Source organism: Psychrobacter sp. AOP3-A1-26 (assembly GCF_052378235.1).
GTDB lineage: Bacteria > Pseudomonadota > Gammaproteobacteria > Pseudomonadales > Moraxellaceae > Psychrobacter.
In genome coordinates, this window is the sequence record NZ_JBQSXN010000088.1 from 1 (window position 1) to 12,618 (window position 12,618).

Sequence of the window (12,618 nt, forward strand, 5' to 3'; positions counted from 1 at the left end):
ACAGTGGTATGTACGTAGGAAATGCTCTTCTTTATAGGTGCATATTCAATCTAAATACTAACTTATACAGTTTTTAGGAAACTCTCTCAACATCAGAGTCACGAACTGCATCACGCGCTCATAAAGCTTAGGAGAGTCTATCATTTCATGATAAAAAGCATAGGCTTGCTCACTGGTGCAAAACCTTTCAAACAAAGTAAATGCACGAGCTACCATTTTTGCAACAGCCGGATCGTCTTCTGCAAATTTAATCGCAATCGTATTCCTAGCAAGTGGCAGCATCACAGATAAAGCGCCTTCACTATCTGCCACCACGCCATCAACCACATATGGCTCTATGTCTACGTCAAAACTTAATAGCGCAGCTTTATGCTCTTCAACAAACATAACCTATTGCCCATGATAGTTTGGATTACTGCCACCAGTAGCATAACTATTATCATCTAGCAGCGAATCCTGTTCCCCATAATTAGCCATAGAGTCAGATTGCGTTTGGTGACTACTGCTAGGTTGATTGCTTTCAACACCTATGTTTTGATCAATAGCCTCTTGATTATTTTCTTTTGCGTTGGCTGCAAATGAATCTTCTTCCTCACCCAAGCCCACATCGCCGCCCAAACTTTCAATCATGCTTTTAAACAACTCTTTATCCGATTTTCTCGTTAGAAAATCTGGAAAATGAATCGCAAAATACTCTCGGATCATCTGTTCACTCTCACCATCAGTTGCCAATACCTGACCCAAAAACGCCCCCATCAAAATCTTCTGCTTGTTCAGGCGCTTCTCTAGCTTTACCTGCTGAACCTTAGCTTGGCGTTTTAACTCTTCCAACCGTTGACGCTCTTTTAACTCATTAGAATCTTGATTATCAAAAATAGACACAGGCGCTTTATTATTAGATACTGACATCAGATTTATCCTTATCAATTAAATTTTACTTAGCATAGCAAGCACCTCACTATCATTCAATCACTTGTGATAAGCTTTAACACAACCACATCAGACACCTCAGATATATTATTTTAGTATTTGATGGTGGCGTCTCCCTGACTAAGGGCGAAGTAACGACTCAAAATTTAATCTATTCACTTCGTTACTATTCTTAATTTTGAATCCTTCTTCGTTGGGGAAACCCCAAACCCCGCACACCACAAAAAGCGGTGGTGTGCAAAAAGCAAAAATAGCAGGTGGCTCTTTATGACGATGGTACACATTGCAACAAAGGCGATTTCTCGAAAAGCAGGGCAGTCGGCTGTGGCGTCGGCGGCCTATCGTGCTGGCGATGTGCTTGATGATGCCAAATATGGTAAGACCCATGACTATAGTAAAAAGTCTGGGGTGATGAGCAGCGATATCGTTTTACCATTTTCATTAAAGGTGCTGGGTGTGAGTGTGGATCGGGAGACGCTTTGGAATACTGCCGAAGCGGCAGAGACCCGTTCGGACAGTCGGGTGGCGCGTGAGTGGCTGATTAATTTGCCTCATGAGTTGTCTGAGGAAGAGCGCCATTCACTGGCTATCAACTTTACCCAAAAGCTTTGTGACGATATGGATGTGATTGCGGATGTGTGTATCCATCGTCCGGTGATGAAGTTGCCATTCGATCCTAATGTACCACCAAGTTCTAAGTATTTGCGTGAGGGTGAGGAAAACCCTGATCCCCGTAATTTTCACGCGCATATTTTAGTCACTACTCGAGCGCCTACCATTGGACCAAATAAAACCTTGGCATTTGATCCAAAGCTTAAGACCCCGTTTGAGTGGTCTAATAAAAAACGTAAGGCGCATGATCTGCCGTCATCGATGCAGGAGATTAAGCGTATTCGGGAGATGTGGGTAGATACCGCCAATAAGGTATTGGCCGAATATCATCTACCGCTGATGGATGCGCGCAGTTACAAGGATCAGGGGCTTGATCAGCAGCCCACCATTAAAATGGGAGTAGAGGCGACGGCAATGGAGCGCCGAGGCATCACGACCGAAAAAGGTAATACCAACCGCGCCATCAAAGCACGTAATAACTTGGTGGCTGAGAACCATATCAAACAGGAGGCAGACAATGAGCGACGAATTAGCGCACTTAGAAAAGGACTTGCTTGGGCAACTAAGAAAAATGCAAGACTACCTGGCAGCATTGGAGGCACAAAACAGCGAGCTGATTTTGCAAAACAACTCTCTGGAAGCTCAGAACCTCACATTACGTACTGCACAGAACAAAATAATAGAACGGCAATTCGAGTTGACGACACAAAACGATGCGTTGAAGAGGCAAAATCAGGCATTGCTTGGGCAGCTAAACGATGCGAAAACCTACCAAAGCGATGTGATGACACAAAACAAGCAATTGAGGGAATCACTGAAGCTATCGGAAAGTCAGATATTGAAATTAACAAAGCAACTGAGCGAAGTGCAAGACCAGCCCCCAGCCCCTTCGATGACGACGCACGACGAGCAAGAGCTGCTCGACTTGATCGACAAGAAGGACGTATTGATCGAGACACTCGAGCAAACCGTTTTAAAGATGAGAGAATCTTTGAGTATGCTGAACGTATGAAGCTGCACCTAGCGATGCGCTTGATACAACGTCATGGTGAGGCGATGGCTATCAGATGGGAGCAAGGAGAAACCGCGGCTGACGCCCCTGATAAATTTGATCAGCGTCAAGTGGCGCAACTTAGCGAGTTTGCACAGCGCCATGGTATTGAGGACCACGATAAAGCCGTGGAATTTACCGCGCACTTACGCCAAGTGGCCAAACGTTTTGATTACACGCTGGTTGAAAACAACAAAGCCATTATCAAGCTGTTGCGTGATCCTAACGCTGAACGTGAGCAGTATCTAGCGCTTACCAAACATTTTACAGATTTCAGAGACAGTATCGATCAAAAACGAGCGGAATTTAATAGCAGTATCATCGACAAGTTAGGTAGTAGCGCAGGAGAGGTTGGCAGAATGACTCGGGACATCATCTCATCGTCTAGCTACATAGAAGGGTTAAACCATTACATCAATAATGATAGTCATTCAGTTGAGGCAAGAGACGTTGCCAAAGAATATTTAGCAGATACCTTGGATAAAACCTGTCAGCAATTCAAACTTGCGTTGCGTGATGTTAACTCTTTACCACCAACCCAGCGTAAAACCTACTCAGAGGCGCTTAAAGCCACTTTAGAGACGTTTACTGAGCAATATGGCAAAGAGCTGTCTGAAAGCCAATACAAAGCGTTACAGGGTGGTTTAGAGTCGTACCAATATCAAGTTAATAAAGCGCATTCACCTAGCCGAGGATTTAGTCCTTAATCTAATCCTTAAAAAAACGATTACTGAGGGATAAGTTACTTAGGCAAGCTACGTTGTTAAAGTGATGATTTTTCACTTATCCACAAAAAAATTTATCACCCGTTTCTTTAAGGGTTTTTATTTACTCCTGTTTACTCCTGTTTACTCCTGTTTAAGAGCCTTTTTTCACCTTTAATATCAATAGCTTACAAAGAGAAAAAACAGTAAATGAGCAGAAAAAACAGTAAATGAGCAGAAAAAACAGTAAATGAGCAGAAAAAACAGTAAATGAGCAGAAAAAACAGTCATATATTAAATACTGTTTATTTAACTGTTTATTTAACCGTTTTTGATGTTACCATAGCTTGAATGTTTTTAAAAAAACAGTAAATGAGCAGGATTAAAAATGGAAAATAATTTAGTTGTTCAATCAAACGAGCTGATTTTAGCAACATACACAATGCAAAAAACAGACAAAGAGCTAATGCTAGCGTGTATTAGTCAGATAGACAGCAGACCTGACGCACCAGAAGTAACAAAACAGACTGAATTTAAAGTGTCTGTAGATGATATAAAGTCACTGTTCTTTGGTAAGAAGTCTAAAAACGAGCAGAACGTCTATCGTGATATGGAAAACGCAAGTAAGCGTTTGTATGACGTTGATATTGTAATGAGCTTGCCCGAAAACAAAATACTTCAAACAAGACTTATCAGTAGTATTGTCTATGACCCGGATAACGGAGAAGTTTCTTTATCTTTTGCAGAAAAGATTTTGCCTTATTTGACACAGCTAAGAGCTAATTTTACTAAGTATAAGTTGCTTGAAATCGGCGAGTTATCAAGTATCCACTCAATACGTTTATATGAATTAGTCGTTATGTGGGTTAATCAGTTTCAGTACAGCAAAGATTTTACACTTGAAGAATTTAAGCATGTAATGAATGTCAAAGGTAAATACAAGCAGTTCGGTCATTTGCGACAATTTGTTATTGAAACAGCTATTAACGACATTAACGAGAATACAAACTATAGTGTTAGCGTGGAGTATCAGAAGAAATCGAGAGGTAAGGGATTTAGAGGCTTAAAGCTGAGTTTCCATAAAAAAACATTAGACAAGCTAACGGGTGCAGACGGTGCATTATCGCAAGCAGCCATCCAGTCCATTGTCGATAGCGTGCAGTTTATGAATGACTATAACGATCATCCAAGCCTAAGTTATGACGGCAAAATGCAGACTGACGCATTTAAGCGCGAAATGATTAATATCATACAACGAGAGCCTGAAAGTTTTAACAAGCCCAATAAAGGTTTAGAGAGCTATTTACCAAAGATTAAACACTAATGTTTTTTCAAATATCCGTTAAAGTCAAAAGAACCACCGTTTTTTCTTCTTAGCCGTCGCGACGATTGAATCGTCTTTTTTTTCTTGCTCTTGTTCAAGTGGCGGCTCATCGCTTATTTCAGCTTGCTTAAACTCTAGCAGTCTTACTTGTGCGAAATCATGGATACTGGCGTTGGCTTTATCCAGCGTTTTGTTCAATTGTACTATCTGCTGCTGATAATTCTCTATCAACTTCTTTTGATCGCTTACTTGTTGGCTCAGGTGCTCATTTTTGAGCTTTTCAAGCGCTAATAGGTGTTCAATGTCCGTATTGTACTGAACACTTTGGCTGTTCAGAGGTGTACTTTGAACAGTGTCCACTGAACGTTCAGTACGTTTTTTAGAAATCGGCTCACCGAACACTCGCAACATTTCCGAAACGTCTATTTTCTTGTCTGCCGTTCTAGAAAGCTCACCATCATTGACTTTCTGATAGATCGTGGTTCTTGATACACCCCATTCTTTTGCCGCTTTTGTCACCGATATGTTCATTGTTCACCTAGTGTTCAAGTACGTTTTTAGAGACTGTACAGTACAACTGTCCAGAACGTTCAGTGAACAACTATGGCACTAACCCGTCTATCAGGCAAATTATAAATAATCTGCTGTGTAAATCAGACGTTTAGTTATACAGCACTCACTTTATTGAACAAATATAGGGTATTATTAATACTTGAACGCAGTGTTTTGGATATCAAAAAAAGTAGTTTTTATGAAAAAATTTATTTTAAGTATGGCGTTATCTCTCTTTGCCTTATCTTCTCAGGCAGCAGTTACAGTCACTGATAATCCATTTTATAGTGATATTGAGGTAGAGCATCCGTTGTTTGCTAAAGGTGCTGGCGGCTCTCAATGCAAAGGCTTACCGCGCACTTGTGGGCAGATGGTTAGCTGTGAACAAGCCAAACAAGCACTCAAATGTGGAAATACCAAGCTAGATCGTGATAAGGACGGCGTACCATGCGAATCAATATGTCCAGGTGGTTAATTGCAGTAGCGTCTATCGTTATGATTGGGTGCAGCTCAGGCAATACAGAAGATGATCTGTATGGTTCAGGCTATATCATAGTGAGTGAGCAGACATGGAGTAAAGATTACACAACACCTTATCCGTTTACGGTGCCTGAGGGTGAGATTGCGTGTGCCTCAAATCCTTCCTTTGGTCGTGAGGTGTTTTTTCATCCTAAGGGTTACACCGATGAATCTTACGTTGGTATACCGCTTAATAAAGCAGCGGTAGATGGCTTAAAGCTAAGTCGTTTGACGCCAAATGTGCCTTATAGTGTCAAAGAAGGGGCTGACCTTAGTGAGGCCGTACAAATTGGATTGAAGGTCTGTGATGAGCAAGAGGATGAGCTTGCGAATTATTAAGTTCGGTACCCTAGTGAGGACTTGAATCCTAAGCTGTAGCTTAATAGCATCAACGTTTAAACACACTGGAATAGTCACAGTGTACTTCATGGTGTACAAAACATTAAACTATTAGGGTGAGCTATTACCAATAGTCCTGCTCAGCTTTAGTCAGCCAGTCAGCAAAGTCTTCACATATCATATGAAATGGCAAATCACCCAAATCTACTACAACGACTCTTGGATTGCCTGAGGTATCATCACCATCAAAATTTGCTAACCAGTCGCCATTTTGAGCAAATGGCGCTAAGTTAAGTCCTTCTATTTTATCATTTCTAAGCCTATAAGATAATTTACTTCCTTCGTTAACAGCGTCCTCAAACCACCAACGAAAGTGATAATCTTTATTATGGTTAACGAGTTTTGGGTTCTCGCTAATTTCTAAATATTTAACTGGATAGATGAATTTAGTAGGCAATAGATCTTTTGGATAAGGATTAAAATTGTCTTGAACTATCATTTTGTTACCTTTGGATCATAAATACTGTCATTAGGGAATTCCATTGACTATACCCTAGCGGAACCAGCTATCTCACCCTTCAAACCTATTAATACACCATTTATAGCAGACTGGTATAATAGAACCACTTATACGGGCCAAAAACGAGCTTGTAGCATTAGCTCAAGAGCATCGGCATAAAATTGCTGCGTTGCTAGTACGTACAAAGCTGATTGTTATCATATTTGGTGGTGTTCTAAAAAGTATGCTGGCATCAGACATAGCCATAATTGACATAGAATAATACCAAATCAAACACCTTAAAGTGGTTATCAAACTTCTTTGAGAAGCAACAGGTCTTTCGAACGGCTCGTCGCAATCGGTGTCTAAGGCGACAGTTATTACCTTCTATGCCTACCGTATGCTGCTTGCCGATTTGTTTCTTGTCAGGCTTGAATGCGGTTATAAAGCTATCCCAGTTATCCATGCTAATAGAGCCATAGCTGACTTTCAGTTGTTTAAGACGGGCTCTTAGCTTCTTAGCTGTTTTCAGGTCACGTTTGCCCCAAACATAAGCAACAATCTCATTGGTAGCGCGGTCATAAGCATAAATAAGCCAAACTTTACGCTTTTTGCGATATACGTAAGTCCAGAACTCATCAACCTCTAAGCGTTCATAGTAGCGCTTCTTAGGTGCAATCTTGTAAATGGATGAGCCTATAGTGCTAAGGACTTTACCAATACTAATAGAGGCTATAACGGCTATGTCTCTGACGCCGCAACCTCTAACCGTCATTAGCCGTATGATGTCTTCTATTTTAGAGTGACAGCCATGATAAGTTAAGGCATGGTCGCCAATGAATTGACGTTTGCAGTCCTTGCACTGGTAGTTCTGCTTGCCATAGCTTTTTTTGCCGTGTATCGAAAAACTGGGACTGTGACAGTCGGGGCAATTGATCTGTATTTGTGTCTTCATAACCTCAAATATATCATCTTGCTTTGGCTGTCACCCTCATTTCATCTCCTCAGCATACTTTCTGACACACCACCAGTCTTTAATTTACCAAAACGGGTTCTACAGTTTTTTCAGCATAGCTTATAGATGCCATATTGTAGTTATGAAGCTATTTCTGAACCGAGGATTTTAATTGTTATTTAGAGACTATTTATATTTAGACCGTGAGATCTCACTCTCTCGATAACTATTTGCCACTAGAAGAAAAGAGAATCAGTATTTGAATAAAATCCCCTTGTTAATCATTTTAAATTAGTTGACTACTACACTCGCTACAAAAGCAATGTAAGATTCAAGCTTGTAAAGACCATAGTCATTGTCTTAGAATGGCATTGTTAACGATAATATCTGTTTTGTTAAGAATTCTTTCTGAAATTCTTTGAAATGATGTTCTAAGTTAGTGCGCCCCCTTACTTATAAATGTTACCTATGCATCATCAGCATGCTGGTAATACGATGACCCTATCATGTCTACTAAGCGCTACAAGCTTGTTTTACGATATTCATCACCGGTAACGATGTGGTTCGGCATGTTGGTCGCATGTTTTGCTTGGATCATGCACATCACGCTGTTGCTCACACCTCTATGGGATGATAATGCCCACTTAGGTCATGGTATCTGTGCAGAGCTTGCACCGATTGTATCGGCAGCCAAACAGTATGAGCAAATACAGACTGATATTGCGCAAACGAATCACAACATACCCATTGATAGTGCCGCTCGTCATTTCCTTCATCATAATGCATCCTTATCTTTAGCATCGCCTGCGACCGTTAAGCCAGTCATAACGGTTGATGCTGCACCTTCACAGGAAGCCTTATATAGCAAAGATAAGATTGAAAGCTCTGAATCTAACCCTGATGCCGTAAAATACAGTGGCTGCGACCTTTGCACTGCCATGTCTGCGGCACTATTGCCAGTCGCTTTTACACATACTGACTCGGCTTTGATTGAGCTATCTACTGTCTCAGTCACGTTTTTGTATCGCTCACATACCTACTCTCCTAGTAATTTTTTACGACCCCTCGCACGCGCTCCACCATCAGACACACCCATATAATTATCCATATTTATAGTCAAATATTTTTAGAGCATTAATGACAATGCTCTCAATCAACGCGCTCATTTGACGCTCTGATTGAGGCACTTGTACCTATTTGCCTAAAATACTGTACTCAAAATACTATCTATTTATATCGGAAAATATTCGGTCAGTGCCTACTCTAAGCCCATAAATGACTTGGCTTACATTGCATCTTGGTAAAAACTGAATAACCGATTTCATAAAATATTTTTGCAAATTTCTAGGGAAATAAGATGTCATCTTCATTAATGAACGCTGTACCTATTTTAAAACTAAGTGTTTTAGCCTTGTCTTTATTGCATATCAGTAGCGCTTATGCCGATTCTACAACCGTAAAGGCGTATATGCATACTACGGATGATGAGCCACATACTCAATTGCCAGCAATCGTCGTTTATGCGACAGCAGCAGATAAGCCATCTAGTACCGATGCACTTGGAACAGCAACCAGCCTTAATCAAAAATTTATTAGTAGCAAACAAGTGGCAAGCAGTGATACGGCCACTATACTGACAAAAATACCCGGTCTGAATGTCCAAAGTGCTGGTGGTATATCAAACTTGCCCGTGATGAGAGGCTTGGCGGACAACCGTCTGCGTATCTTAGTAGATGGCGTTGACTCAATCGCCTCCTGTCCAAACAGTATGAACTCACCCTTGTCTTATATTGCGCCAAGCGCTATAGACAAGACCACCGTTTATGCAGGTGTGACGCCTGTGAGTGTCGGTGGTAATAGTATTGGCGGTACTATCGTTGTCGAAACAGCAGAGCCTATCTTTTCAACAGATAGCAACATACTAACTTCAGGTGAAATTGGCACATTTTATCGTAGTAATGGTGACGCCTATGGGGCTAACTTGTCGACCACAGCGGCAAACGATCAGCTTAGCCTCACCTATAAAGGCAGCTTCGCACAGGCAGATAACTATAAAGCTGGTGGTGATTTTAAATCTTATACCCAAACAGGTAACCCTAATAAAACATTAGCGAAAGACGAAGTTGGTTCAACCGCTTATGAAAGCAAAAATCAGTCATTAGACATTGCTTATAAGAGTGGCAATCATCTGCTACAAGGAACTTATCTGTGGCAAAACGTCCCAAAAGAGCTATATCCAAATCAGCGGATGGACATGCTCGACAATCAGCTTGACCGCATTAATTTGCGTTACAAAAGCGAGTTAAATTGGGGGCAGTTAGAAGCACAGGCCTATCATGAAAAAGTCGATCACTATATGAACTTTGGAGACGACAAACAGTTCTTATATGGCGCCGCCACAGGTATGCCTATGAATACTAATAGCAAGACTATTGGAGCCAATATTAAAGGTATTATCGATTTAACCAACCAAGGCACGATCAATATAGGTGCTGAATATCAAGACTATACCCTTGATGACACATGGGCGGCATCTGGCGACGGTATGATGTCGCCAAATGACTTTCAAAATATCAACAATGGTCAACGTCAGCGTATCGGTATTTATGGCGAGTGGGAAAAAGCCATCTCTTCTGAATGGACGACCCAGCTTGGTGCGCGCTATGAAAACGTACGTACCAGTGCTGATGAAGTACATGGCTATCAAATCGGTGGTCAAAACAATATGACCAATCAGCTGCGAGATAGCGCTAACTTTAATGTCAGTGACCGTAGCAGCACTGACCACAACATCGACGTTACCGCGATTGGCCGCTACAACATTGATGCACAAAAAACCTTAGAATTGGGGCTTTCTCATAAAGAACGTACACCCAGTCTCTATGAGCGTTATACGTGGTCGACATGGCCCATGGCGGCTGTCATGAATAACACTGTTGGTGATGGCAATGGCTATTTTGGTGATCCTAATCTGCGTTCTGAAAAATCCAATACACTGTCTGCCACCCTAAATTGGCGCGGTGCTGGAAATAGCTGGGGTGTCAAAGCCACACCTTACTATTCAAAAATAGATGACTATGTCGATGCCGTACAGTCGGATCGTATGACGAACACAGCGGCTGACACTCACACCGCCGACCAATACAACGTACTGCGTTATACCAACCAAGATGCTGAGATATACGGCATCGACCTGACAGCCGATCGAGAATTGACATCCAATGCTTGGGGAAACTGGGGGATATCCGGATCACTTAACTACACCAAAGGAAAAAATAAAGACAGCGGATCAGACTTATATAACATCATGCCATTCAATGGCAGTGTTGCCCTAAATCGGGAAAACAACGGTTGGAAAAACCAAATTGAAGTGGTTGGTGTTTCAGCTAAAAAGGATGTATCCACCCCTCGCAACGAAATTAAAACAGCAGGCTATGGCTTATTAAATCTCAATACAGGCTATCAGTTCAAACAGGTAGCGATTGAGGCTGGTATCGACAATGTCTTTGACAAAAACCATGCCCTACCTTTAGGCGGTGCCTACATGGGGCAAGGTAGAACTATGTCTATGAATAAGGAGATAGATGGCAGCTCTAACTGGGGCACGGCTATACCTGGCGCGGGTCGCTCATTCTATGTAGGTGTTAACTATAAGTTTTAGGTGTCATTAAGATAGATTGTTAACTGACTTTATTTCTCTTATACCATTTCCAAAAATTAGAATAATAAGGATAACTTTTTTGACTATGACCGCTAACAGGCTTAGCAAGTCTAATAAAGTTAATCGTATTTTTGGATTTGGTATTATATTATAGGAAGCACTTTCATGACTATGGCACTATTAATTGCAGCATTCTTAATGGGATTTTTTGGCTCGCCGCATTGCTTAGGTATGTGTGGTGGTATCGTGACTGCATTCGGACTATCGATGAAAGAAGCTAGTCCAGCAAAAAAACGCGGCCTCATTGCAACTTACCATCTAGGGCGCTTACTCAGTTATGCCCTATTGGGCTTAATTGCCGGTGTGATTGGCACCACTGTATTAACGCCCCTAATGGTTGGCAATAGCACACCTCGCATCCTACTAGGCCTGGTCTTGGTATTTATAGGATTAACCATGCTAGGTCTGCCTTTTTTGAACAAGCTTGAACGTCTTGGTATGCACTTTTGGCAAGCTTTAGCACCTCTGCGGCAGAAAGTATTCCCCTTAAATACCTTTCCTCGGGCATTGACGGCAGGTTTATTATGGGGATTTTTACCCTGTGGTCTCGTTTATGGCGCGTTACTTATGGCGGTCGTCGGTCATGACCCGCTCACAGGTGCCGTGTTAATGTTTGTCTTTGGTCTAGGAACCGTACCCATGCTCGTCGCTACGCACGGAACGGTCAACTGGATGCGCAATCAAATCGGGCGTTTGCGCCTAAGGCAAGTGAATGGCGTAATCATGATGTTATCTGGCTTAGCCGTCATAGCGGTGCCGATGATCATGGCCAATATGCATGGTGGACACGGGCAAATGAATCATGAGCAAATGAATCACGAGCAAATGAATCACGAGCAATAAAAACGTCTCTCATGTACATAGGAGGCAATGACATTTTAAACTATCGATAGGGCATGTTTAGCGTGCCCTATTTTTTTATCGGTGGTGTGTCAAAAAGTATGCTGATTAAAATTTGAACAATTTTGAAGCCTTGAAAAGCCCTATAGAATCAGAGAACTTAGCATAGATTTCTTATTGACTTTTATCGCCAGCATACTTTTTAGAACACCACCTCATATTTAAAATACCTCAGCTATCATCCCTGCTTTAATACTCGATAAACCGTAGCCACCCCAACACCAACCGCCTTAGCAATCTCCTCTTTTGTCATATTGTTTTGGCTGGCCAATTCCCTAATTCGATTGTGCTTTGTTGTATTGGCTTTTTTACCAGTAGGTTTATAGCCACTATTTGCTAAACCCTGCTTAATACGCTCTCTACGTTTATCGTTATCAAGCTTTGCCATCGTTGCTAATAAGTCGATCAGTATATTATTAATTACCCTGAGGATGTCGCCTGTCATACCCCCGCTAACCGTATGTGTAGTTGGTAGGTCAGCCACAACCAATCGTAAGCCTTTGTCTTTGATA

Annotated in this window: 13 protein-coding genes; 7 read left to right on the plus strand and 6 right to left on the minus strand. The window is 41.6% G+C overall.

Going from position 1 to position 12,618, the window contains the following annotated elements; translation table 11 throughout:
- Positions 1–57 precede the first annotated feature (57 nt).
- Together ACT3TU_RS11955 and ACT3TU_RS11960 are read right to left on the minus strand one after the other, a co-directional pair.
- Positions 58–387, minus strand: coding sequence for a hypothetical protein (locus ACT3TU_RS11955; protein ID WP_193029975.1), 330 nt, complete (start codon positions 385–387; stop codon positions 58–60).
- Positions 388–390: 3 nt separating this feature from the next.
- On the minus strand, positions 391–909 hold the full coding sequence (locus ACT3TU_RS11960) for a hypothetical protein (RefSeq protein ID WP_192524789.1): 519 nt from the start codon (positions 907–909) through the stop codon (positions 391–393).
- Between the two features lie 288 nt (positions 910–1,197).
- On the opposite strand from ACT3TU_RS11960, the gene ACT3TU_RS11965 reads away from it, so the two are divergent.
- Both ACT3TU_RS11965 and ACT3TU_RS11970 read left to right on the plus strand, forming a co-directional pair.
- Positions 1,198–3,300 carry a MobA/MobL family protein gene (locus ACT3TU_RS11965; protein ID WP_444784412.1) on the plus strand — a complete coding sequence of 701 codons (2,103 nt, stop codon included), beginning with the start codon at positions 1,198–1,200 and terminating at the stop codon, positions 3,298–3,300.
- Between the two features lie 385 nt (positions 3,301–3,685).
- The gene (locus tag ACT3TU_RS11970; RefSeq protein WP_068406583.1) at positions 3,686–4,621 is read left to right on the plus strand and encodes a replication initiation protein; all 936 of its coding nucleotides are present in this window, start codon (positions 3,686–3,688) and stop codon (positions 4,619–4,621) included.
- Between the two features lie 24 nt (positions 4,622–4,645).
- On the opposite strand, the gene ACT3TU_RS11975 is transcribed toward ACT3TU_RS11970, so the two are convergent.
- The gene (locus ACT3TU_RS11975; RefSeq protein WP_192529528.1) at positions 4,646–5,152 is read right to left on the minus strand and encodes a hypothetical protein; all 507 of its coding nucleotides are present in this window, start codon (positions 5,150–5,152) and stop codon (positions 4,646–4,648) included.
- Positions 5,153–5,372: 220 nt separating this feature from the next.
- Here ACT3TU_RS11975 and ACT3TU_RS11980 point away from each other — a divergent pair, with 220 nt between their 5' ends.
- A complete protein-coding gene (locus ACT3TU_RS11980) occupies positions 5,373–5,648 on the plus strand; it encodes an excalibur calcium-binding domain-containing protein (RefSeq protein ID WP_225735343.1) in 276 nt (91 codons plus the stop codon).
- A complete protein-coding gene (locus ACT3TU_RS11985; RefSeq protein ID WP_193030746.1) occupies positions 5,633–6,031 on the plus strand; it encodes a hypothetical protein in 399 nt (132 codons plus the stop codon). The genes ACT3TU_RS11980 and ACT3TU_RS11985 overlap by 16 nt, the downstream gene beginning before the upstream one ends.
- A 124-nt stretch (positions 6,032–6,155) precedes the next feature.
- Here the strand turns inward: ACT3TU_RS11985 and ACT3TU_RS11990 are convergent, their stop codons facing one another.
- Positions 6,156–6,530 (minus strand): hypothetical protein, encoded by a 375-nt coding sequence (locus ACT3TU_RS11990; RefSeq protein WP_444784413.1) that lies wholly within the window; start codon positions 6,528–6,530, stop codon positions 6,156–6,158.
- A 253-nt stretch (positions 6,531–6,783) separates the two neighbouring features.
- On the minus strand, positions 6,784–7,485 hold the full coding sequence (locus ACT3TU_RS11995; protein WP_444784414.1) for an IS1 family transposase: 702 nt from the start codon (positions 7,483–7,485) through the stop codon (positions 6,784–6,786).
- 506 nt (positions 7,486–7,991) lie between these two features.
- On the opposite strand from ACT3TU_RS11995, the gene ACT3TU_RS12000 reads away from it, so the two are divergent.
- From ACT3TU_RS12000 to ACT3TU_RS12010, 3 genes are all read left to right on the plus strand, one after another.
- Complete coding sequence (locus ACT3TU_RS12000) at positions 7,992–8,585, plus strand: hypothetical protein (protein WP_192529308.1); 594 nt, start codon at positions 7,992–7,994, stop codon at positions 8,583–8,585.
- Positions 8,586–8,842: 257 nt separating this feature from the next.
- Complete coding sequence (locus tag ACT3TU_RS12005; RefSeq protein WP_443536585.1) at positions 8,843–11,146, plus strand: TonB-dependent receptor; 2,304 nt, start codon at positions 8,843–8,845, stop codon at positions 11,144–11,146.
- A gap of 165 nt (positions 11,147–11,311) precedes the next feature.
- Positions 11,312–12,049, plus strand: coding sequence for a sulfite exporter TauE/SafE family protein (locus tag ACT3TU_RS12010; RefSeq protein ID WP_192524820.1), 738 nt, complete (start codon positions 11,312–11,314; stop codon positions 12,047–12,049).
- A gap of 235 nt (positions 12,050–12,284) precedes the next feature.
- Here ACT3TU_RS12010 and ACT3TU_RS12015 read toward each other — a convergent pair.
- Positions 12,285–12,618, minus strand: a 334-nt coding sequence (locus ACT3TU_RS12015) for a helix-turn-helix domain-containing protein (protein WP_444784415.1), incomplete at its 5' end; no start/stop codon positions are given.

Bases quoted from the DNA above. Each gene is read 5' to 3' on its own strand.
- ACT3TU_RS11975 (WP_192529528.1), bottom strand. From the start codon at position 5,152: ATGAACATATCGGTGACAAAAGCGGCAAAAGAATGGGGTGTATCAAGA.
- ACT3TU_RS11985 (WP_193030746.1), top strand. From the start codon at position 5,633: ATGTCCAGGTGGTTAATTGCAGTAGCGTCTATCGTTATGATTGGGTGC.
- ACT3TU_RS11995 (WP_444784414.1), bottom strand. From the start codon at position 7,485: ATGAAGACACAAATACAGATCAATTGCCCCGACTGTCACAGTCCCAGT.
- ACT3TU_RS12010 (WP_192524820.1), top strand. From the start codon at position 11,312: ATGACTATGGCACTATTAATTGCAGCATTCTTAATGGGATTTTTTGGC.
- ACT3TU_RS11965 (WP_444784412.1), top strand. From the start codon at position 1,198: ATGACGATGGTACACATTGCAACAAAGGCGATTTCTCGAAAAGCAGGG.
- ACT3TU_RS11980 (WP_225735343.1), top strand. From the start codon at position 5,373: ATGAAAAAATTTATTTTAAGTATGGCGTTATCTCTCTTTGCCTTATCT.
- ACT3TU_RS12000 (WP_192529308.1), top strand. From the start codon at position 7,992: ATGTCTACTAAGCGCTACAAGCTTGTTTTACGATATTCATCACCGGTA.
- ACT3TU_RS11960 (WP_192524789.1), bottom strand. From the start codon at position 909: ATGTCAGTATCTAATAATAAAGCGCCTGTGTCTATTTTTGATAATCAA.
- ACT3TU_RS12005 (WP_443536585.1), top strand. From the start codon at position 8,843: ATGTCATCTTCATTAATGAACGCTGTACCTATTTTAAAACTAAGTGTT.
- ACT3TU_RS11970 (WP_068406583.1), top strand. From the start codon at position 3,686: ATGGAAAATAATTTAGTTGTTCAATCAAACGAGCTGATTTTAGCAACA.
- ACT3TU_RS11990 (WP_444784413.1), bottom strand. From the start codon at position 6,530: ATGATAGTTCAAGACAATTTTAATCCTTATCCAAAAGATCTATTGCCT.
- ACT3TU_RS11955 (WP_193029975.1), bottom strand. From the start codon at position 387: ATGTTTGTTGAAGAGCATAAAGCTGCGCTATTAAGTTTTGACGTAGAC.